The sequence below is a fragment of the Pseudomonas sp. H3_C08 genome (genome assembly GCF_054669455.1).
This window is the reverse complement of record NZ_CP162803.1, coordinates 4,058,906-4,079,367: the sequence shown is the minus strand read 5'-3', so window position 1 is coordinate 4,079,367 and position 20,462 is coordinate 4,058,906. Positions and strand designations below refer to the sequence as shown.

The 20,462-nt window shown below is 60.5% G+C and carries 17 protein-coding genes and 1 other RNA gene; 17 read left to right on the top strand and 1 reads right to left on the bottom strand.

Going from position 1 to position 20,462, the window contains the following annotated elements; all coding sequences use genetic code 11:
• Nucleotides 1-2 precede the first annotated feature (2 nt).
• The 17 genes from rnpB (at nt 3) to lpxC (ending at nt 18,562) form a co-directional block, all read left to right on the top strand.
• Nucleotides 3-357: RNase P RNA component class A (gene rnpB, locus AB4N74_RS18570), an RNA gene on the top strand.
• A 402-nt stretch (nt 358-759) separates the two neighbouring features.
• A complete protein-coding gene (gene mraZ / locus AB4N74_RS18565; RefSeq protein WP_007917012.1) occupies nt 760-1,215 on the top strand; it encodes a division/cell wall cluster transcriptional repressor MraZ in 456 nt (151 codons plus the stop codon).
• Nucleotides 1,212-2,159, top strand: a complete 948-nt coding sequence (rsmH, locus tag AB4N74_RS18560; RefSeq protein WP_371748248.1) for a 16S rRNA (cytosine(1402)-N(4))-methyltransferase RsmH — start codon at nt 1,212-1,214, stop codon at nt 2,157-2,159. The genes mraZ and rsmH overlap by 4 nt, the downstream gene beginning before the upstream one ends.
• Nucleotides 2,156-2,449 carry a cell division protein FtsL gene (gene ftsL / locus AB4N74_RS18555; protein ID WP_007917008.1) on the top strand — a complete coding sequence of 98 codons (294 nt, stop codon included), beginning with the start codon at nt 2,156-2,158 and terminating at the stop codon, nt 2,447-2,449. Before rsmH ends, ftsL begins: the two co-directional genes overlap by 4 nt.
• Complete coding sequence (locus AB4N74_RS18550) at nt 2,449-4,188, top strand: peptidoglycan D,D-transpeptidase FtsI family protein (RefSeq protein ID WP_175559568.1); 1,740 nt, start codon at nt 2,449-2,451, stop codon at nt 4,186-4,188. Before ftsL ends, AB4N74_RS18550 begins: the two co-directional genes overlap by 1 nt.
• Nucleotides 4,188-5,651 carry a UDP-N-acetylmuramoyl-L-alanyl-D-glutamate--2,6-diaminopimelate ligase gene (locus AB4N74_RS18545; RefSeq protein ID WP_427118926.1) on the top strand — a complete coding sequence of 488 codons (1,464 nt, stop codon included), beginning with the start codon at nt 4,188-4,190 and terminating at the stop codon, nt 5,649-5,651. The genes AB4N74_RS18550 and AB4N74_RS18545 overlap by 1 nt, the downstream gene beginning before the upstream one ends.
• Nucleotides 5,644-7,011, top strand: coding sequence for a UDP-N-acetylmuramoyl-tripeptide--D-alanyl-D-alanine ligase (locus AB4N74_RS18540; RefSeq protein WP_099757142.1), 1,368 nt, complete (start codon nt 5,644-5,646; stop codon nt 7,009-7,011). Before AB4N74_RS18545 ends, AB4N74_RS18540 begins: the two co-directional genes overlap by 8 nt.
• Nucleotides 7,011-8,093 (top strand): phospho-N-acetylmuramoyl-pentapeptide-transferase, encoded by a 1,083-nt coding sequence (gene mraY / locus AB4N74_RS18535; RefSeq protein ID WP_007917000.1) that lies wholly within the window; start codon nt 7,011-7,013, stop codon nt 8,091-8,093. The genes AB4N74_RS18540 and mraY overlap by 1 nt, the downstream gene beginning before the upstream one ends.
• Before the next feature lie 5 nt (nt 8,094-8,098).
• On the top strand, nt 8,099-9,445 hold the full coding sequence (gene murD / locus AB4N74_RS18530) for a UDP-N-acetylmuramoyl-L-alanine--D-glutamate ligase (protein ID WP_460096882.1): 1,347 nt from the start codon (nt 8,099-8,101) through the stop codon (nt 9,443-9,445).
• On the top strand, nt 9,442-10,659 hold the full coding sequence (ftsW, locus tag AB4N74_RS18525) for a putative lipid II flippase FtsW (protein ID WP_007916996.1): 1,218 nt from the start codon (nt 9,442-9,444) through the stop codon (nt 10,657-10,659). The genes murD and ftsW overlap by 4 nt, the downstream gene beginning before the upstream one ends.
• Nucleotides 10,649-11,719, top strand: a complete 1,071-nt coding sequence (gene murG, locus AB4N74_RS18520) for an undecaprenyldiphospho-muramoylpentapeptide beta-N-acetylglucosaminyltransferase (protein WP_460096880.1) — start codon at nt 10,649-10,651, stop codon at nt 11,717-11,719. The genes ftsW and murG overlap by 11 nt, the downstream gene beginning before the upstream one ends.
• Complete coding sequence (murC, locus tag AB4N74_RS18515; RefSeq protein WP_016987574.1) at nt 11,712-13,172, top strand: UDP-N-acetylmuramate--L-alanine ligase; 1,461 nt, start codon at nt 11,712-11,714, stop codon at nt 13,170-13,172. Before murG ends, murC begins: the two co-directional genes overlap by 8 nt.
• A complete protein-coding gene (locus AB4N74_RS18510; protein ID WP_093430684.1) occupies nt 13,169-14,128 on the top strand; it encodes a D-alanine--D-alanine ligase in 960 nt (319 codons plus the stop codon). The genes murC and AB4N74_RS18510 overlap by 4 nt, the downstream gene beginning before the upstream one ends.
• Before the next feature lie 4 nt (nt 14,129-14,132).
• Nucleotides 14,133-14,999, top strand: coding sequence for a cell division protein FtsQ/DivIB (locus tag AB4N74_RS18505; protein ID WP_053123632.1), 867 nt, complete (start codon nt 14,133-14,135; stop codon nt 14,997-14,999).
• A gap of 15 nt (nt 15,000-15,014) precedes the next feature.
• A complete protein-coding gene (gene ftsA, locus AB4N74_RS18500; RefSeq protein WP_007916987.1) occupies nt 15,015-16,274 on the top strand; it encodes a cell division protein FtsA in 1,260 nt (419 codons plus the stop codon).
• Between the two features lie 67 nt (nt 16,275-16,341).
• Nucleotides 16,342-17,538, top strand: coding sequence for a cell division protein FtsZ (ftsZ, locus tag AB4N74_RS18495; RefSeq protein WP_016986475.1), 1,197 nt, complete (start codon nt 16,342-16,344; stop codon nt 17,536-17,538).
• Between the two features lie 112 nt (nt 17,539-17,650).
• The gene (gene lpxC, locus AB4N74_RS18490) at nt 17,651-18,562 is read left to right on the top strand and encodes a UDP-3-O-acyl-N-acetylglucosamine deacetylase (RefSeq protein WP_007916984.1); all 912 of its coding nucleotides are present in this window, start codon (nt 17,651-17,653) and stop codon (nt 18,560-18,562) included.
• Nucleotides 18,563-18,738: 176 nt separating this feature from the next.
• Here lpxC and AB4N74_RS18485 read toward each other — a convergent pair whose 3' ends face one another.
• Nucleotides 18,739-20,247, bottom strand: coding sequence for a sensor domain-containing diguanylate cyclase (locus AB4N74_RS18485; protein WP_460096877.1), 1,509 nt, complete (start codon nt 20,245-20,247; stop codon nt 18,739-18,741).
• Between the last annotated feature and the right edge of the window lie 215 nt (nt 20,248-20,462).

The window sequence follows — 20,462 nt, the reverse complement described above, 5'->3', positions numbered from 1 at the left end:
GGAGAGTCGATCGGACAGTCGCTGCCCTCTATGAAAATTAGGGGGGGGGAGGAAAGTCCGGGCTCCATAGGGCGAAGTGCCAGGTAATGCCTGGGAGGCGTGAGCCTACGGAAAGTGCCACAGAAAATAACCGCCTAAGCGCTCAAGCGCCGGTAAGGGTGAAAAGGTGCGGTAAGAGCGCACCGCACGTCTGGCAACAGTTCGTGGCTAGGTAAACCCCACTTGGAGCAAGACCAAATAGGGTCCCAAGGCGTGGCCCGCGCTGGGACCGGGTAGGTTGCTAAAGATGTCCAGTGATGGCCATCGTAGACGAATGACTGTTCAAGACAGAACCCGGCTTACAGATCGACTCTCCACCTTTTTCTTTCCCTGCTTGAATCATTGGCAACAGGGCTGTGTAATATCAGCAGGCCTGCTCTGAAAGTCCGGCAGCGGCAAACGCAGTAATAGCCATTTCCCACCTTGCTTCAATCAACAGCAGAAGCGCTTTTGTAATACCGAAAAAATCTTACTCTTAACAAATTACTTTAACTTTCGAGCGCAGCTTTCAGTGCTGCATCAAGTTATTGGTCAAAAGTATCCGTCAGATTCTCGTTGCACCTCCTTTTATGCTCCTAAATCTCCGTTCTGTAAGGGTTTTCCTTTAATCCGCGCCTTGACGGTGTGGTGGGCGCATTCCTATAGTGTGCGCAAGTGGCGGAAAGTGGCATGAAGTGGGTTTTTTGAGCTCAAAACGATAAAAATTGGAGAAACGCAGACGTGTTTCGCGGAGCTAACGCTATCAGTCTCGATGCAAAGGGCCGTCTCGCCATGCCGAGCCGGTACCGTGACGAGCTCGATTCGCGTAGTTCTGGCCAATTGATTGTGACCATTGATGCCGTTGATCCGTGTTTGTGTGTCTATCCGCTCGACGAGTGGGAAATTATTGAAACCAAGTTGCGCGCGCTTCCTTCGCTTCGCGAAGAGAACCGTCGCCTGCAACGTTTGCTGATTGGTAATGCCGTCGACCTTGAACTCGATGGCAGTGGTCGTTTTCTGGTTCCACCGCGTCTGCGCGAATACGCCAAGCTCGATAAGCGCGCGATGCTGGTAGGCCAACTGAACAAGTTCCAATTGTGGGACGAGGATGCATGGAATGCGGTATCTGCCGCTGACCTTGCTGCTATTCAACAACCGGGCGCGATGCCTGATGAACTGCGTGATTTGATCCTGTGACTATTGATAGCGGCTTTAACCACATCACCGTACTGCTTGACGAAGCCGTCGAGGCTCTCGCCGTACGTCCTGATGGCTGCTATCTGGACGGCACGTTCGGGCGCGGCGGACACAGCCGGTTGATCCTCAGCCAGCTCGGCACGGACGGCCGGCTCATCGGATTCGACAAAGATCCACAAGCGATTGCCACCGGGCAAACGCTAGCGGCCGAAGACGGCCGCTTTGTCGTTGTGCAGCGCAGCTTTGCCGAACTGGGTTCGGTGGTTGCCGAGCAAGGTCTGGCCGGCAAGGTCAGCGGCATTCTGCTTGACCTCGGCGTGTCTTCGCCGCAGCTCGACGACGCCGAGCGCGGCTTCAGTTTCCTCAATGACGGCCCGCTCGACATGCGCATGGACCCGTCCCGTGGCATCAGCGCTGCCGAATTCGTCAACACCGCGCCGGCTGAGGAAATCGCCCGGGTGTTCAAGGAATACGGCGAAGAACGTTTCTCCGGTCGTATGGCCCGCGCCGTCGCCGAGCGTCGCGATATCAAGCCGTTCGAGCGCACTGCCGATCTGGCCGAAGTATTGAAAGTCGCCAACCCGGCATGGGAAAAGGGCAAGAACCCGGCCACCCGTGCATTCCAGGGTTTGCGTATTCACGTCAACAACGAACTGGGTGATCTGGAAGCCGGCCTCGAAGCCGCGCTGGACGCGCTGGAAATCGGCGGCCGTCTGGTCGTGATCAGCTTTCACTCGCTGGAAGACCGTATCGTCAAACTGTTCATGCGCAAACTGGTGAAAGGCGAAGCAGACAACCTGCCGCGCAACCTGCCGGTGCGCCATGTCGCGTTCGAACCGAAAATCAAAGTCCATGGCAAAGCGCAGACGGCCTCCGACGCCGAACTCAAAGCCAACCCACGTTCCCGTAGCGCCGTCATGCGCGTCGCGGAGAAGCTGCGGTGAGCAAGCTTTTCGCCAAGCCACTGCCCGGCGGCAGCTTTCTGATGCTGCTGCTGTTTATCGGCGTGCTCGTCTCGGCCATCGCCGTGTCGTACAGCGCGCACTGGAACCGGCAGTTGCTCAACACTCTTTATAACGAACTCAGCGTGCGCGACAAGGCGCAGGCCGAGTGGGGCCGTCTGATTCTCGAGCAGAGCACCTGGACCGCGCACAGCCGCATCGAAGTGCTGGCCACCGAACAACTGAAAATGCACATTCCGGGCGCGGCTGACGTGAAGATGGTGGCGCCATGATGAAACTCGAAGGCGCACTGTTCCCATGGCGCTTCCGCCTGATGGTGGCGCTGCTCGGCGTGATGGTCGCGGCGATCTGCTGGCGCATCATCGACTTGCAAGTGGTTGACCGTGACTTCCTCAAAGGTCAGGGCGATGCGCGCAGCCTGCGTCATATTCCGATTCCGGCTCACCGTGGTCTGATCACCGACCGTAACGGCGAGCCTTTGGCCGTAAGTACCCCAGTGACCACGCTGTGGGCCAACGCCAAGGAAATGCAAACGGCCAAAGAGAAGTGGCCGGCACTTGCTGCCGCGCTGGGTCAGGATCCGAAAGCCCTGACCGAACGCCTCGAAGCCCAGGCCAACAAAGAATTCATTTATCTGGTGCGCGGGCTGACCCCCGAGCAAGGCCAGGCTGTGCTCGATCTGAAAGTCCCTGGCGTCTACGGCATCGAAGAATTCCGCCGGTTCTACCCGGCCGGTGAAGTCACCGCGCACATGGTCGGTTTTACCGACATCGATGACCACGGTCGTGAAGGTGTCGAGCTGGCTTATGACGAATGGCTCGCCGGGGTGCCGGGCAAACGACAAGTCATCAAGGATCGGCGCGGTCGGCTGATCAAGGATGTTCAGGTCACCAAAAACGCCAAGGCCGGCAAGCCCTTGGCGTTGTCCATTGACCTGCGTCTGCAATATCTGGCCAACCGCGAACTGCGCAACGCGATCATTGAGAACGGCGCGAAGGCCGGCAGCCTGGTGATCATGGACGTCAAGACCGGCGAGATTCTCGCCATGGTCAACCAGCCGACCTACAACCCGAACAACCGTCGCAATCTGCAACCGGCAATGATGCGTAACCGCGCGATGATCGACGTGTTCGAACCGGGTTCGACTATGAAAGCCATCTCGATGGCGGCTGCAATCGAAACCGGCCGCTGGAAACCGAGCGACACCGTCGAGGTGTATCCGGGCTCCCTGCAGATCGGCAAATACACGATCAAGGACGTTTCCAAGAGCGAAGGTCCGGTGCTCGACTTGACCGGCATCCTGATCAATTCCAGTAACGTCGGCATGAGTAAGGTCGCGTTCGATATCGGCGGCGAAACGATTTTCCGCCTCGCGCAGAAAGTCGGCCTCGGCCAGGACACCGGCCTCGGCTTCCCGGGCGAACGTGTCGGCAACCTGCCGAACTACCGCGATTGGCGCAAGGCTGAAACCGCGACCCTGTCCTACGGCTACGGTATTTCCGTGACCGCGATTCAGTTGGTGCACGCGTTCTCGGCGCTGGCCAACAACGGTCGTCTCGCGCCGTTGACCCTGATCAAAACCGACAAGCCGCCGCAGACCACGCAAGTGCTGCCGGAAGCCGTGGCGAAAACCTTGCAAGGCATGCTCACCCAGGTGATCGAAGCGCCGCGCGGCGTGTTCCGTGCGCAGGTGCCGGCGTATCACGTGGCGGGTAAGTCGGGTACTGCGCGTAAGACCTCGGTGGGTACCAAGGGCTACGCGGAAAACTCTTATCGCTCGCTGTTTGCCGGTTTCGGCCCGATGAGCGATCCGCGTTACGCCATCGTTGTCGTGATCGATGAGCCAAGCAAGGCCGGTTACTTCGGTGGTCTGGTTTCCGCGCCGGTGTTCAGCCGTGTGATGTCCGGCACCCTGCGTCTGATGAACGTAACGCCGGACAACTTGCCGACGACACAGCAGGCCAACGCCACCCCGGTCATACCGCTGAAAGCCAATGGAGGGCGCGGCTGATGTCATTAAGTCTGAACAAGATATTCCCCCACGCCGGCCACGATCTGTTGATCCGTGAATTGGCGCTGGACAGCCGCAACGTACGCGCGGGCGATTTGTTCCTCGCCGTGCCCGGCGGCAAATTCGATGGCCGTGCACACATTGCCGATGCTCTGGCGCGCGGCGCTGCCGCTGTGGCCTATGAAGTGGAAGGCGCCACCGTGCTGCCGATCACTGACGTGCCGCTGATTCCGGTCAAAGGCCTGGCAGCGCAACTGTCGGACATCGCCGGGCGTTTTTACGGTGAGCCAAGCCATCACCTGAACCTGATAGGCGTGACCGGCACCAACGGCAAGACCAGCGTGACTCAATTGGTTGCGCAGGCGCTGGATCTGCTCGGCCAGCATTGCGGCATCGTCGGGACCTTGGGTTCCGGCTTCTATGGCGCACTGCAAAGCGGTCTGCACACCACGCCGAATCCGATCGCCGTGCAAGCGACCCTGGGCGACCTGAAAAAGGCCGGCGCCAAAGCCGTGGCCATGGAAGTGTCGTCCCACGGTCTGGATCAGGGCCGCGTGACGGCGCTGGCGTTCGACGTCGCGGTGATGACCAACCTGTCCCGCGATCATCTGGACTATCACGGCACCATGGAGGCGTACGCCGAGGCCAAGGCCAAGCTGTTCGCCTGGAATGATCTGAAGTGCCGCGTGGTCAACCTCGACGACGATTTCGGCCGGCAACTGGCCGCGGAAAAACGTGAATCGCGCTTGATCACCTACAGCCTGCTCGACAGCAGCGCTTACCTGTTCTGCCGCGAAGCACAGTTCGACGACCACGGCGTCCGCGCCACGCTGGTTACGCCGCAGGGCGAACATCATCTGCGTAGCACACTGCTCGGTCGCTTCAACCTGAGCAACATATTGGCGGCGGTCGGTGCCTTGCTCGGTCTGGATTACGCGCTCGACGAAATTCTCAAAGTACTGCCGAAACTCGAAGGCCCGGCCGGGCGCATGCAGCGTCTTGGTGGTGGCACTCAGCCGTTGGTGGTCGTCGATTACGCGCACACCCCGGACGCGCTGGAAAAAGTCCTGAGCGCGCTGCGCCCGCACGTTAAAGGTCAGCTGCTGTGCCTGTTCGGCTGCGGCGGTGACCGTGATCGCGGCAAGCGTCCGTTGATGGCCGAAGTGGTCGAGCGTCTGGCCGATCAGGTGCTGGTCACCGACGACAACCCGCGCACCGAAGATCCTGCAGTGATTTTCGACGACATCCGCGCCGGCTTCACGGCTGTGGATAAAGTCACCTTCGTCGCCGGCCGTGGCCAGGCGATTGCGCAACTGATTGCCGGCGCCTCGGCTGATGACGTGATTGTTCTGGCCGGTAAAGGTCACGAGGACTACCAGGAAATCAACGGCGAGCGCCATGCCTTCTCCGATCTGGTCGAGGCTGATCACGCCCTGACCGCGTGGGAGGTGGCCCATGCTTAAGGCCCTGAAACTCAGCGCACTGACCAACGCGCTCGACGCACGTTTGATCGCCGCCGATGCCAGTTTCGACGGCGTCAGCATCGACAGCCGTGCGATCCAGCCGGGTCAACTGTTTATAGCGTTGACCGGCCCGCGTTTCGACGGTCATGACTACTTGAACGATGTCGCCGCCAAAGGCGCCGTCGCTGCGCTGGTCGAACGTGAAGTTGCCGACAGCACGCTGCCGCAACTGCTGGTCAAGGACACCCGACAGGCCCTCGGCCAGTTGGGCGCGCTGAACCGTGCCGCGTTCACTCAGCCAGTTGCTGCGATCACCGGCTCCAGCGGCAAGACCACCGTCAAGGAAATGCTTGCGAGCATCCTGCGCACGCGCGGTCCGGTGCTGGCGACCCGTGGCAATCTGAACAACGATCTCGGCGCGCCGCTGACCCTGCTCGAACTGGCCCCGGAACACACTTCGGCGGTGATCGAACTGGGCGCCTCGCGTCTCGGCGAAATCGCTTACACCGTTGGCCTGACCAAGCCGCACGTGGCGATCCTGAACAATGCCGGCACCGCGCACGTCGGTGAGTTTGGCGGCCCGGAAAAAATCGTCGAAGCCAAAGGCGAAATCATCGACGGTCTGGCAGCTGACGGCATCGCTGTGCTCAACCTTGATGACAAAGCCTTCGGTATCTGGAAGGCCCGTGCAGGCGCGCGCAAAGTGCTGACTTTCGCCCTGAGCAACACTCAGGCGGATTTCTATGCCAGTGACTTGAGCACCGATGCTCGTGGTTGCCCGGCTTTCAATCTGCACACACCTGAAGGTGTCGAGCACGTTCAACTGAACCTGCTCGGCACCCATAACGTCGCCAATTCCATGGCTGCCGCCGCTGCCGCTCACGCCCTGGGTGTGTCGCTGTTCGGCATCGCCACCGGGCTTGGCGCCGTGCAACCGGTCAAGGGTCGCACTGTCGCGCAACTGGCAAAAAACGGTATGCGCGTGATTGATGACACTTACAACGCAAACCCCACCTCGATGTGCGCGGCCGTTGATATACTCGCCGGCTTTTCCGGCCGCACCGTCCTGGTGCTCGGAGATATCGGCGAGTTGGGCGATTGGGCGGAGCAGGGGCACCGCGACGTGGGCGAGTACGCCCGGGGCAAGGTTTCCGCGCTTTATGCCGTTGGGCCAAACATGGTTCACGCCGTAAACGCTTTCGGTGAACAGGCGTATCACTTCGGCAGCCAAGCCGAACTGATTCAGGCCCTCGACGCCGAGCAGGACACAAACACCACCATTTTGATCAAGGGTTCGCGCAGTGCGGCGATGGAAAACATCGTTGCGGCTCTGTGCGGGTCCAGTCTGGAGAAACATTAATGCTGCTGCTGCTAGCGGAGTATCTGCAACAGTTCTACAAAGGCTTCGCGGTCTTTCAGTACCTGACCCTGCGCGGGATTCTCGGTGTACTGACCGCGCTGGTTTTGTCGCTGTGCTATGGCCCGTGGATGATCCGCACCCTGCAGAACCGTCAGATCGGTCAATCCGTGCGTAACGACGGTCCGCAATCGCACCTGTCCAAGTCGGGTACACCGACCATGGGCGGCGCGCTGATTCTGTCTTCGATTGGTGTCAGCACACTGCTCTGGGCTGACCTGAGCAACCGTTACGTCTGGACTGTTTTGCTGGTGACTCTGCTGTTCGGCGCCATCGGTTGGGTCGACGATTACCGCAAGGTCATCGAGAAGAACTCCCGTGGCTTGCCGAGCCGCTGGAAGTATTTCTGGCAGTCGGTGTTCGGCCTCGGCGCGGCGATCTTCCTTTATATGACCGCCTCCACCCCGGTGGAAACCACGCTGATCCTGCCGATGCTCAAGGACTACAGCATTCCGCTGGGCCTTGGTTTCATCGTGCTGACTTATTTCGTGATCGTTGGCTCGAGCAACGCGGTCAACCTGACTGACGGCCTCGACGGCCTGGCGATCATGCCGACCGTGATGGTCGGCGGTGGCCTCGGCATCTTCTGCTACCTGTCGGGTAACGTGAAATTCGCTGAATACCTGCTGATTCCTTACGTACCGGGCGCGGGCGAGCTGATTGTGTTCTGCGGTGCACTGATCGGCGCGGGTCTGGGCTTCCTCTGGTTCAACACCTATCCGGCGCAAGTGTTCATGGGCGACGTCGGTGCCCTGGCACTCGGCGCGGCACTGGGCACCATCGCGGTGATCGTCCGTCAGGAAATCGTCCTGTTCATCATGGGCGGTGTGTTCGTGATGGAAACCCTGTCAGTCGTCATTCAGGTTGCGTCCTTTAAGCTGACCGGTCGCCGTGTGTTCCGCATGGCACCGATACACCACCATTTTGAACTCAAGGGCTGGCCCGAGCCGCGCGTGATCGTCCGTTTCTGGATCATCACCGTGATTCTCGTGCTGATCGGCCTTGCCACCCTGAAGCTGAGGTAGAACGAGTGTCTCTGATCGCTTCTGACCACTTCCGCATCGTTGTCGGCCTCGGCAAGAGCGGCATGTCCCTGGTTCGCTTCCTGGCGAACCGGGGCACGTCGTTTGCCGTGGCGGACACGCGGGAAAATCCACCGGAACTGGCCACGCTCAAGCGTGACTATCCGCACGTGGAAGTGCGTTGTGGCGAGCTGGACGTCGAATTCCTCTGCCGTGCCGACGAGCTCTACGTGAGCCCCGGCCTGGCGCTGGCGACCCCGGCCCTGCAAGCCGCTGCGGCCCGTGGCGTGAAACTGTCCGGCGACATCGAGCTGTTCGCGCGTAACGCGCAGGCGCCGATCGTGGCCATCAGCGGTTCCAACGCGAAAAGCACCGTCACCACCCTGGTCGGCGAAATGGCGGCTGCGGCCGGCAAACGTGTCGCTGTCGGCGGCAACCTCGGCACCCCGGCGCTGGATCTGCTCAGCGACGACGTCGAGCTGTACGTGATGGAACTGTCGAGCTTCCAGCTGGAAACCACCGACCAGCTCAACGCCGAAGTGGCCACCGTGCTGAATATCAGCGAAGACCACATGGATCGCTATAGCGGCCTGCCGGCTTACCACCTGGCCAAGCACCGGATCTTCCGTGGCGCCAAGCAGTTCGTGGTCAACCGTCAGGATGCACTGAGCCGTCCGCTGATGGGCGAAGGCCAGCCATGCTGGACGTTCGGCTTGACCAAACCTGATTTCAAAGCCTTCGGTATCCGCGAAGAAGGCGGCGAGAAGTATCTGGCCTTCGAATTCCAGAACCTGATGCCGGTGCGTGAGCTGAAAATTCGCGGCGCACACAACCAGTCCAACGCCCTCGCGGCGCTGGCGCTGGGGCATGCCGTGGGCTTGCCGTTCGACGCCATGCTCTCGGCGCTGCGTACATTTGCCGGCCTCGAGCATCGCTGCCAGTGGGTCCGCGATCTCGACGGCGTGGCGTATTACAACGACTCCAAAGCGACCAACGTTGGTGCCGCACTGGCCGCCATCGAAGGCTTGGGCGCCGACATCGAAGGCAAGGTCGTCCTTATCGCCGGTGGCGATGGCAAGGGTGCCGAATTCAACGATCTGCGTGATCCGGTCGCGGCCAACTGCCGCGCCGTGATCCTGATGGGCCGCGACTCCGACAAGATCGGCGCAGCCATCGGTGATGCCGTGCCACTGATTCGCGCGACCTCGCTGGTCGACGCCGTTGCGCAATGCCGCGCCGCTGCCCAACCGGGTGATGTGGTGCTGCTGTCGCCGGCCTGCGCCAGTTTCGACATGTTCAAGAATTACGAAGACCGTGGTCACCAGTTCGTCCGCGCTGTGGAGGAATTGGCATGAGCCTGCGCAATATCATCAAACCGTATCCGTCACCGATCATCACCGGGCGCGGGATCGACCTCGACTTCCCGATGCTCGCCGGTTGTCTGGCGCTGCTCGGCCTCGGCCTGATCATGATTGCCTCGGCGTCCACCGAAGTGGCGGCCGCACAGTCCGGCAGCCCACTGTATTACATGATCCGCCACCTTATTTATGTGGTGCTGGGCCTGGGCGCGTGCATCGTCACCATGATGATTCCGATCGCCACCTGGCAACGTCTCGGCTGGTTGATGCTGATTGGTGCGTTCGGTTTGCTGGTAATGGTGATCATCCCCGGCATCGGTCGCGAAGTGAACGGTTCGATGCGCTGGATCGGTTTCAGCTTCTTCAACGTGCAGCCGTCCGAGATCGCCAAAGTGTTCGTGGTGATCTACCTCGCCGGTTATCTGGTGCGGCGTCAGAAGGAAGTGCGCGAGAGCTGGATGGGCTTCTTCAAGCCGTTCATCGTGCTGCTGCCGATGGCCGGCCTGCTGCTGATGGAGCCGGACTTCGGCGCCACCGTGGTGATGATGGGCGCTGCGGCGGCCATGCTGTTCCTCGGCGGGGTCGGGCTGTTCCGCTTCTCGCTGATGGTGGTGTTGGCGGTCGGAGCGGTGGTCTTGCTGATTCAAATGCAGCCGTACCGAATGGCGCGTCTGACCAACTTCGCTGACCCGTGGGCCGACCAGTTCGGCGCCGGCTATCAGTTGTCGCAAGCCTTGATCGCGTTCGGTCGTGGCGAATGGCTCGGCGTCGGTCTGGGTAACAGCGTGCAGAAGCAGTTCTACCTGCCGGAAGCGCACACCGACTTCGTGTTCTCGGTTCTGGCTGAAGAATTGGGCGCCGTCGGTTCGCTGTGCACCGTCGCCCTGTTCGTGTTCGTGTGTATTCGTGGCATGTACATCGGTCTGTGGGCGGAAAAAGCCAAACAGTTCTTCGCCGCTTACGTGGCGTACGGCCTGTCGTTCCTGTGGATTGGTCAGTTCCTGATCAACATCGGCGTGAACGTCGGCCTGCTGCCAACCAAAGGTCTGACCTTGCCGTTCCTCAGTTATGGCGGCAGCTCGTTGGTGATCTGCTGTGCCTGCCTTGGCTTGCTGCTGCGGATCGAGTGGGAGAGTCGAACCCATTTGGGCAGCGAAGAGATGGAATTCCATGAGAGCGACTTCGCCGAGGAGCCGAATCATGGGCGCTAATGTATTGATCATGGCCGGCGGCACCGGCGGCCACGTGTTCCCGGCGCTGGCCTGTGCCCGCGAGTTTCAGGCGCGCGGCTACACCGTGCACTGGCTCGGCACACCACGCGGGATCGAGAATGAACTGGTCCCGGCCGCAGGGCTGGAACTGCACCGCATCAACGCCACCGGCCTGCGCGGCAAGGGCAAGCTGTCGCTGCTCAAGGCGCCGTTCATGCTGCTGAAATCGGTATGGCAGGCGCGGGCAATCATTCGTCGTTTGAAGCCAGTGTGTGTGGTCGGCTTCGGTGGTTATGTGACTGGCCCCGGTGGTCTTGCCGCGAAACTGGCCGGTGTGCCGGTGATCGTTCACGAGCAGAACGCTGTGGCCGGCACCGCCAATCGGTTGCTGGTGCCGTTCGCCGCCCGGGTGTGTGAAGCGTTCCCCGACACCTTTACTCTGTCGGACACCCGCCGTACCACCGGAAACCCGGTGCGCAGCGAGCTGTTCCTCGACACATCGCGACCTGCTCTGGCCGGTCGCAAAGCGCGTTTGCTGATCCTCGGCGGAAGCCTGGGCGCAGAACCGTTGAACAAATTGCTGCCTGAAGCCCTGGCCCAAGTCGCTGCCGATTTGCGCCCGGAAGTGTTTCATCAGGCCGGCAAAAACCACGATGAAGTGACTGCAGAGCGCTACCGCGCCGCCGGCGTGGATGCGCAGGTGCAGCCGTTCATCAAAGACATGGCCCAGGCCTATGGCTGGGCTGACCTGGTGGTGTGCCGCGCAGGCGCGTTGACCATCAGTGAGCTGGCTGCCGCCGGTCTGCCCTCGATGCTGGTGCCTTTGCCCCACGCGATCGACGATCACCAGACTCGCAACGCCAATTATTTGGCCCGCGAAGGCGCTGCCTTCCTGATGCCACAAAGAACGACTGGTGCCGCGGACCTTGCCGCGCGCCTGACAGAGGTCTTGATGCAACCGCAACGACTCGAAGATATGGCCCAAGCGGCCCGCCGTCTGGCGAAACCCGATGCCACCCGTAGCGTGGTCGATACCTGTCTGGAGGTGGCTCATGGTTGAGAATCAGAAAGCCATGCCGCAACCGGAAATGCGCCGCATCCGTCGCATCCACTTCGTCGGCATCGGCGGCGTGGGCATGTGCGGCATCGCCGAAGTGTTGTTGAACCTGGGCTATGAAGTCTCCGGTTCCGACCTGAAAGCGTCGCCGGTGACCGAGCGTCTGGAATCGTTCGGCGCGCACATCTTCATTGGCCACCGTGCCGAGAACGCCGCTGCTGCCGATGTGCTGGTGGTGTCGAGCGCTGTGAACACCTCTAACCCGGAAGTGGCGAACGCGCTTGAGCGTCGTATTCCGGTGGTGCCGCGTGCCGAGATGCTCGCTGAGCTGATGCGCTATCGCCACGGCATCGCCGTTGCCGGTACGCACGGCAAAACCACCACCACCAGCCTGATCGCTTCGGTGTTCGCCGCCGGTGGTCTGGACCCGACGTTCGTCATCGGTGGTCGTCTGAATGCCGCGGGCACCAATGCCCAGCTCGGCACCAGCCGTTACCTGATCGCCGAAGCCGACGAAAGCGATGCGAGCTTCTTGCACCTGCAACCGCTGGTGGCCGTGGTTACCAACATCGACGCCGACCACATGGCGACCTACGACGGTGACTTCAACAAACTGAAGAAAACCTTCGTCGAGTTCCTGCACAACCTGCCGTTCTACGGTTTGGCAGTGATGTGCCTGGACGATCCGGTGGTGCGTGAAATCCTGCCGCTGGTGAAACGTCCGACCGTGACTTACGGCTTCAGTGAAGACGCTGACGTGCGCGCGATCAATATTCGCCAGCAAGGCATGCAGACGTTCTTCACCGTGCTGCGCCCGGATCGCGAGCCGCTGGACGTGTCGGTGAACATGCCCGGCAACCACAACGTACTCAATTCGCTGGCGACCATTTGCATCGCCACTGACGAAGGCGTCAGCGATGAAGCCATCGTCCAGGGCCTGTCGGGCTTCCAAGGCGTCGGTCGGCGCTTCCAGGTTTACGGAGAACTGCCAGTGGACGGCGGCAACGTGATGCTGGTCGACGATTACGGTCACCACCCGACCGAAGTCGCCGCAGTGATCAAAGCCGTACGCGGTGGCTGGCCGGAGCGCCGTCTGGTGATGGTCTACCAGCCGCACCGTTATAGCCGCACCCGCGACCTGTACGACGATTTCGTCAATGTACTGGCCGACGCCAACGTCCTGCTGCTGATGGAAGTCTATCCGGCCGGCGAAGAGCCGATCCCGGGTGCCGACAGCCGCAAGCTGTGCAACAGCATCCGCCAGCGCGGTCAGCTCGACCCGATCTACATCGAGCGTGGCGTCGATCTGGCGCCGCTGGTCAAGCCGCTGCTGCGTGCCGGCGACATCCTGCTGTGCCAGGGCGCCGGTGATATCGGTGGTCTCGCGCCGAAGCTGTTGAAAAGTGAATTGTTCGCTGGCGCCGTGGCGGCGTCGGTCGAGGGGAAGTTGAAATGACTGCTGCCTACGCCAAGCTGTTTTCCACTATCGCGCCGAAAGACTTCGGCCGTGTCGCCGTGCTCTTCGGTGGCCTGAGTGCCGAGCGTGAGGTGTCGCTGAAATCCGGTAACGCCGTACTCGACGCGCTGCAAAGCGCTGGCGTGGACGCGTTCGGCATCGACGTTGGCGAAGACATTCTGCAACGTCTGCTCAGCGAAAAGATCGACCGCGCGTTCATCATTCTTCACGGCCGTGGCGGTGAAGACGGCTCCATGCAGGGCCTGCTTGAAGTAGCGGGCATTCCGTACACCGGCAGCGGCATCCTGGCCTCGGCACTGGCGATGGACAAACTGCGCACCAAGCAGGTCTGGCACAGCCTCGGGATTCCGACGCCGCGTCACGCCGTGTTGTGCAGCGAAGCCGATTGTATTTCGGCAGCGACGGAACTGGGCTTCCCTTTGATCGTCAAACCGGCGCATGAAGGTTCAAGTATCGGGATGGCCAAAGTGAGTTCTGCGTCCGAGTTGATCGACGCATGGAAAGCGGCCAGTACCTACGATTCGCAAGTCTTGGTTGAGCAATGGATTCAAGGTCCGGAGTTCACCATCGCCACCCTGCGTGACCAGGTGTTGCCTCCGATTGCCCTGGGTACACCGCACACGTTCTACGACTACGACGCCAAGTACATCGCCAACGATACCCAGTACCGCATTCCGTGCGGGCTGGATGCCGCCAAGGAACAGGAACTCATGGATCTCACGGCCAAGGCCTGTGAGGCGCTGGGTATCGCCGGTTGGGGCAGGGCGGACGTGATGCAGGACGCCGACGGGCAGTTCTGGTTCCTGGAAGTGAACACCGCACCGGGTATGACCGATCACAGTCTGGTGCCGATGGCCGCGCGTGCGGCCGGTCTGGATTTCCAGCAACTGGTTCTGGCTATTCTGGCCGCCAGTGTTGAAGACGCTCGAGGTTAAGACGATGCAAGGCGCTCAGCTCCGACATCAGCCTCCCGCACCCGGCCGCAAGCCGGTGCCACGGGGTGCCAGCCGAATGGTGGCGAAAGAGCCGATGTCCGCGCGCCTGCCGAAAGCCAATTTCGGCTTTCTGAAAAGTCTGTTCTGGCCAGTGCTGCTGGTGGTGCTGGGCTTTGGTACTTACGAAGGTGCAACGCGTTTGCTGCCGTACGCCGACCGGCCGATCACCAAGATCGCCGTGCAAGGCGACCTGAGCTACATCAGCCAGCAAGCGGTGCAGCAGCGGATCGCCCCGTACGTGGCGTCGAGCTTCTTCACCATCGACCTGGCCGGTATGCGTACCGAGCTTGAGCAGATGCCGTGGATCGCCCACGCCGAAGTACGTCGGGTGTGGCCGGACCAGGTGGTGATCCGCCTCGAAGAGCAACTGCCGGTGGCGCGTTGGGGTGATGAGTCGTTGCTGAACAACCAGGGCCAGGCGTTTACGCCCAAGGAACTGGCGAACTACGAACATCTGCCACAGCTGTTCGGTCCACAACGGGCCCAGCAGCAAGTGATGCAGCAGTATCAGGTGCTGAGCCAGATGCTGCGGCCGTTGGGCTTCTCGATTGCACGCCTGGAACTGCGTGAACGCGGGAGTTGGTTTCTGACCACCGGTGCCGGCAGTTCCGGCCCCGGCATCGAGTTGCTGCTGGGACGCGGCAACCTGGTGGAAAAGATGCGCCGCTTTATCGCCATCTATGACAAGACGCTTAAAGACCAGATTACGAACATTGCGCGCATCGATCTGCGCTACGCCAACGGCCTCGCTGTTGGCTGGCGGGAACCTGTAGCGCCGACGACAGCCCAACCCGCTGTCGCGAAGAATTAAGAAGAGGCAGGACCCATGGCAAACGTGCAAAGCGGCAAAATGATCGTCGGTCTCGATATCGGCACCTCCAAGGTGGTGGCGCTGGTCGGCGAGGTTTCCGACGACGGCTCGCTGGAAATCGTCGGGATCGGTACCCATCCGTCCCGTGGCCTGAAGAAGGGCGTGGTGGTCAACATCGAGTCCACCGTGCAATCGATCCAGCGCGCGATCGAAGAAGCCCAACTGATGGCGGGCTGCCGCATTCACTCGGCGTTCGTCGGTGTGGCGGGCAATCACATCCGCAGCCTGAACTCCCACGGCATCGTCGCGATCCGCGATCGTGAAGTCAGCTCGGCCGACCTTGAGCGCGTGCTTGACGCCGCTCAGGCCGTGGCGATTCCGGCTGACCAGCGCGTGCTGCACACCCTGCCGCAGGATTACGTGATCGATAACCAGGAAGGCGTTCGTGAGCCTCTGGGCATGTCCGGCGTACGTCTGGAAGCCAAGGTTCACGTAGTCACCTGCGCCGTCAACGCCGCACAGAACATTGAAAAATGCGTGCGTCGCTGCGGTCTGGAAATCGACGACATCATTCTCGAGCAACTGGCCTCGGCCTACTCGGTACTGACCGACGACGAGAAAGAACTGGGCGTGTGCCTGGTCGACATCGGCGGCGGTACCACCGACATCGCGATCTTCACCGAAGGCGCGATTCGCCACACGGCGGTGATCCCGATTGCCGGTGATCAGGTGACCAACGACATCGCCATGGCGTTGCGCACCCCGACCCAGTACGCCGAAGAAATCAAGATCCGCTACGCCTGCGCCCTGGCCAAACTGGCCGGTGCCGGTGAAACCATCAAGGTGCCGAGCGTTGGCGACCGTCCACCGCGCGAACTGTCGCGTCAGGCCCTGGCCGAAGTGGTCGAGCCGCGTTACGACGAACTGTTCACGCTGATTCAGGCCGAGCTGCGTCGCAGCGGCTACGAAGACCTGATCCCGGCCGGCATCGTGCTGACCGGTGGCACTTCGAAAATGGAAGGCGCCACTGAACTGGCCGAAGAAATCTTCCACATGCCGGTGCGCCTTGGTGTGCCGCATGGCGTGAAGGGCCTGGATGACGTAGTGCGCAACCCGATTTATTCCACTGGCGTTGGTTTGTTGATGTACGGCCTGCAAAAGCAGTCCGACGGGGTTTCGTTCTCCGGCATCGGCAGCCGCGACAGCTACAGCAACGAAGAGCCACAGGCGCCGTTGCTGGACCGATTGAAGAAGTGGGTTCAAGGCAACTTCTAAAGCTTTACCGCAACACCGCAACAAACAGCAGTAGGCGAAAAAACTAGAGAATGTAAGGAGAGGGAAAATGTTCGAACTCGTAGACAACATCCCCGCAAGCCCGGTAATCAAAGTTATCGGTGTTGGCGGTGGCGGCGGCAACGCTGTCAATCACATGGTCAAGAGCAACATCGAAGGCGTTGAATTCATCTGCGCCAACACTGATGCTCAAGCGCTGAAAAACATCGGCGCGCGCACCATTCTGCAACTGGGCACCGGCGTGACCAAAGGTCTGGGCGCTGGCGCCAACCCTGAAGTAGGTCGTCAGGCCGCTCTCGAAGACCGTGAGCGCATTGCCGAAGTCCTGCAGGGCACCAACATGGTGTTCATCACCACTGGCATGGGCGGCGGTACCGGTACCGGTGCTGCGCCGATCATCGCCGAAGTGGCCAAGGAAATGGGCATTCTGACCGTTGCTGTCGTAACGCGTCCGTTCCCGTTCGAAGGCCGCAAGCGTATGCAGATCGCCGATGAAGGCATCCGCATGCTCTCGGAAAGCGTTGACTCGTTGATCACCATTCCCAACGAGAAGCTGCTGACCATCCTCGGTAAAGACGCCAGCCTGCTGTCGGCTTTCGCCAAGGCTGACGATGTACTGGCCGGTGCCGTTCGCGGTATCTCCGACATCATCAAGCGTCCGGGCATGATCAACGTCGACTTCGCCGACGTACGTACCGTGATGAGCGAAATGGGCATGGCGATGATGGGCACTGGCTGCGCCAGCGGTCCGAACCGTGCACGTGAAGCCACCGAAGCGGCGATCCGCAACCCGCTGCTGGAAGACGTGAACCTGCAAGGCGCACGCGGCATCCTGGTGAACATCACCGCCGGTCCTGACCTGTCCCTGGGTGAGTACTCCGACGTGGGTAGCATCATCGAAGCCTTCGCTTCCGAACACGCGATGGTCAAGGTCGGTACCGTTATCGATCCTGACATGCGCGACGAACTGCACGTGACCGTGGTTGCCACGGGTCTGGGCGCGAAAATCGAGAAGCCTGTGAAGGTCATCGACAACACCGTTCATACCTCCATGGCTTCTGCCCAGGTACAACAACCGGCTCCGGCCCGTCAGGAAGCGCCTGCGGTCAACTACCGTGATCTGGACCGTCCGACCGTCATGCGCAACCAGGCTCAGGCCGGTGCTGCGGCTGCCGCGAAGATGAATCCGCAAGATGATCTGGACTACCTGGACATCCCGGCTTTCCTGCGTCGTCAGGCCGATTGATGGAATGTATCAGGGCTATGAAGGTGATTGGTGTTCAGCAAAGGCATGGTCTGCTATCATCGCCAGCCTTTGTTGATACCAGTTCGCAATTTGCGCTGAAGCGGCCCAAGCCATGATTAAACAACGCACACTGAAAAATATTATCCGTGCCACAGGTGTAGGCCTGCACTCCGGTGAGAAGGTCTATCTGACCCTCAAGCCTGCGCCTGTCGACACTGGCATTGTGTTTTGTCGCGCTGACCTCGACCCTGTGGTGCAGATTCCTGCCCGCGCGGAAAACGTCGGTGAAACCACTATGTCGACGACGCTGATTAACGGCGACGTCAAAGTGGACACGGTAGAGCACTTGCTCTCGGCCATGGCTGGCCTGGGCATCGATAACGCCTACGTCGAGCTCTCCGCGTCCGAAGTCCCGATCATGGATGGCAGCGCTGGACCCTTCGTATTCCTGATTCAATCGGCAGGCCTGGAAGAACAGGACGCCGCCAAGAAATTCATCCGCATCCTGCGTGAAGTGACAGTGGAAGACGGCGACAAGCGCGCCACTTTCGTCCCTTTCGAAGGATTCAAGGTGAGCTTCGAGATCGATTTCGATCACCCGGTATTCCGGGACCGCACCCAAAGTGCAAGCGTGGATTTTTCCAGCACTTCGTTCGTAAAAGAAGTCAGCCGCGCCCGTACCTTTGGTTTCATGAGTGATATCGAGTACCTGCGCAAGCACAACCTCGCACTCGGCGGCAGCGTTGAAAACGCAATCGTGGTCGATGCCGATGGCGTACTGAACGAAGACGGCCTTCGCTATGAAGACGAATTCGTGAAGCACAAGATCCTCGACGCGATTGGCGACCTGTATCTGCTGGGTAACAGCCTGATTGGTGAGTTCAAGGGCTTCAAGTCCGGCCACGCACTGAACAACCAGCTGCTGCGCAAGTTGATTGAGCAGACAGACGCTTGGGAAGTGGTGACGTTCGAAGACGCCAGCACCGCACCAATCTCTTACATGCGCCCGGTTGCGGCGGTGTAAGTAAAAAACCTCTCTAGTTTTTTGAAGGCCATCCTCGGATGGCCTTTTTTTATGCCTGCAATTTTTGTGTTGCCTGGGCCGGCCCCATCGCGAGCAGGCTCACTCCTACATTTGAAATGCATTCCCCTGTAGGAGTGAGCCTGCTCGCGATAGGGCCGGTGAAGCCACTACATCTATCAGGAAGCCACCACCACCCGATTGCGCCCACTTTCCTTGGCCTGATAAAGCGCCTTGTCCGCCGCAAACAACAACTGCTCCAGCGTCATCTCACTCGCCGCCGTCCAGCTCGCAATGCCGATACTCACGGTCATCGGCCGCTCGGCCCCGTCGACCAACGACAACTGCTCCACCGCCTGACGAATATGCTCGGCTATCTGCTGTGCGCCATGGCCATCGGTCTCGGCGAGAATCACCGAAAACTCTTCACCTCCGTAGCGCGCCACCAGATCCGTCGGTCGCCGCACATTTTCCGTGATGACCCTGGCCAGCGTCTTCAGCGCCTGATCTCCAGCCTGATGTCCATGCCGGTCATTGAAGGCCTTGAAGTGATCGGCATCGATCATCATCACCGACATCGCTTTGCCCGAGCGCTGGGCGCGGAACCACTCATGACGCAGTGCCTGATCGAGCATGCGCCGATTGGCCACTCCCGTCAGTGCATCGGTAGCGGCCAGTTGCGCCAGCTCGCGCTCGGCCCGTTGACGCAAGCGCAACTCGCGAGCCAGCAGCCAGGTCAGCCACAGCAACCCCACGCACAACACCCCAGTGGCGCCGCTGATCAACAGGGCGGTACGACGCCATGTGCCGAACACCTCGTCGCTGGACAGCGCGACCATCACCGTCAGTGGCAGATTGCCGACCCGCGAATAGGTATAGAGGCGTTGTTGATGGTCCATGCTCGAGGTGCTGGTAAAACTGCCATTGCCATCCTTGTCACCCAGAATACGCACGACATTCGGTCGGTTGCCGTAGCTCTTGCCGATGGAATCGCTTTGCAGATACGGCTTCTGCGCCAGCAGGACGCCGTCGTTGTTGATGATGTTCAGCGTGCTGTCTTTGCCAATGTCGAGGCTGTTGAACAACTGATCGAAGTAATCGAGCTTCATCGAGGCCACGGCCACACCGGCGAACTCACCAGTGTCCGAGGAAATCCGTCGGCTGAAGCTGATGCGCCACTGGTTGGCTTCGTCGCAGTCGCAACGGGTCTTGAACGGGCGGCTGATAAACATGCCGACATCGCGATTGAATGCGTGGGCGAGGAAATAATCGCGGTCGGCAAAGTTGCCCGGTTTCGGCTCGATCCGCGAGGAGTCGGCAATCACATCTCCGTGTTTGTCGAGGAGCAGTATGTCGCCCTTGAAGCGCGCGGTGGTCGAGCGGTCGAACAGCGCCAGATGGCGGATCTGCGGTGAGACATCTTGCAGGTCATCGCGCTGGGCGGCGGCGATCAGGCCTTGCAGGGTCAGGTCGTACAGCTCGACCGTGCGCAGGACATCGGCGTCGATCAACTGGGCGATGGTGGTGGCACTGCGGGTCGCCGATTCCTGAGCGTTGGCATGCTCGCGGATCAGCAGGAACGTGACGATGCACAGAATCGCGATCACGGTCAGCGAACTGCCGCAGATCAGCAGCAACTCGGGGCGTCCGGTCTTGCCCGCAACGGGAGGGGTACGGCTCGCAATCATGATTGGGCTGTCGGTTGGGGAAAGTCTTATAAGCGTAGTTGCACAACACCACCGAAGCGCCTGACGCAAAATACCTGTGGGAGCGAGCTTGCTCGCGAAGGCGTTGTGTCAGCCAACATCAATGTTGCTGAAAGATCGCCTTCGCGAGCAAGCTCGCTCCCACAGGGTTGGTCATTGCTTGAGCTATCGGAGTGAGTCTGCAGTCAGCTTAGCGC

Excerpts from the sequence above, each read along its gene's own strand:
- AB4N74_RS18550 (WP_175559568.1), top strand. The coding sequence starts at position 2,449 with ATGAAACTCGAAGGCGCACTGTTCCCATGGCGCTTCCGCCTGATGGTG.
- AB4N74_RS18545 (WP_427118926.1), top strand. The coding sequence starts at position 4,188 with ATGTCATTAAGTCTGAACAAGATATTCCCCCACGCCGGCCACGATCTG.
- AB4N74_RS18540 (WP_099757142.1), top strand. The coding sequence starts at position 5,644 with ATGCTTAAGGCCCTGAAACTCAGCGCACTGACCAACGCGCTCGACGCA.
- mraY (WP_007917000.1), top strand. The coding sequence starts at position 7,011 with ATGCTGCTGCTGCTAGCGGAGTATCTGCAACAGTTCTACAAAGGCTTC.
- ftsW (WP_007916996.1), top strand. The coding sequence starts at position 9,442 with ATGAGCCTGCGCAATATCATCAAACCGTATCCGTCACCGATCATCACC.
- murG (WP_460096880.1), top strand. The coding sequence starts at position 10,649 with ATGGGCGCTAATGTATTGATCATGGCCGGCGGCACCGGCGGCCACGTG.
- murC (WP_016987574.1), top strand. The coding sequence starts at position 11,712 with ATGGTTGAGAATCAGAAAGCCATGCCGCAACCGGAAATGCGCCGCATC.
- AB4N74_RS18510 (WP_093430684.1), top strand. The coding sequence starts at position 13,169 with ATGACTGCTGCCTACGCCAAGCTGTTTTCCACTATCGCGCCGAAAGAC.
- AB4N74_RS18505 (WP_053123632.1), top strand. The coding sequence starts at position 14,133 with ATGCAAGGCGCTCAGCTCCGACATCAGCCTCCCGCACCCGGCCGCAAG.
- ftsA (WP_007916987.1), top strand. The coding sequence starts at position 15,015 with ATGGCAAACGTGCAAAGCGGCAAAATGATCGTCGGTCTCGATATCGGC.
- ftsZ (WP_016986475.1), top strand. The coding sequence starts at position 16,342 with ATGTTCGAACTCGTAGACAACATCCCCGCAAGCCCGGTAATCAAAGTT.
- lpxC (WP_007916984.1), top strand. The coding sequence starts at position 17,651 with ATGATTAAACAACGCACACTGAAAAATATTATCCGTGCCACAGGTGTA.
- AB4N74_RS18485 (WP_460096877.1), bottom strand. The coding sequence starts at position 20,247 with ATGATTGCGAGCCGTACCCCTCCCGTTGCGGGCAAGACCGGACGCCCC.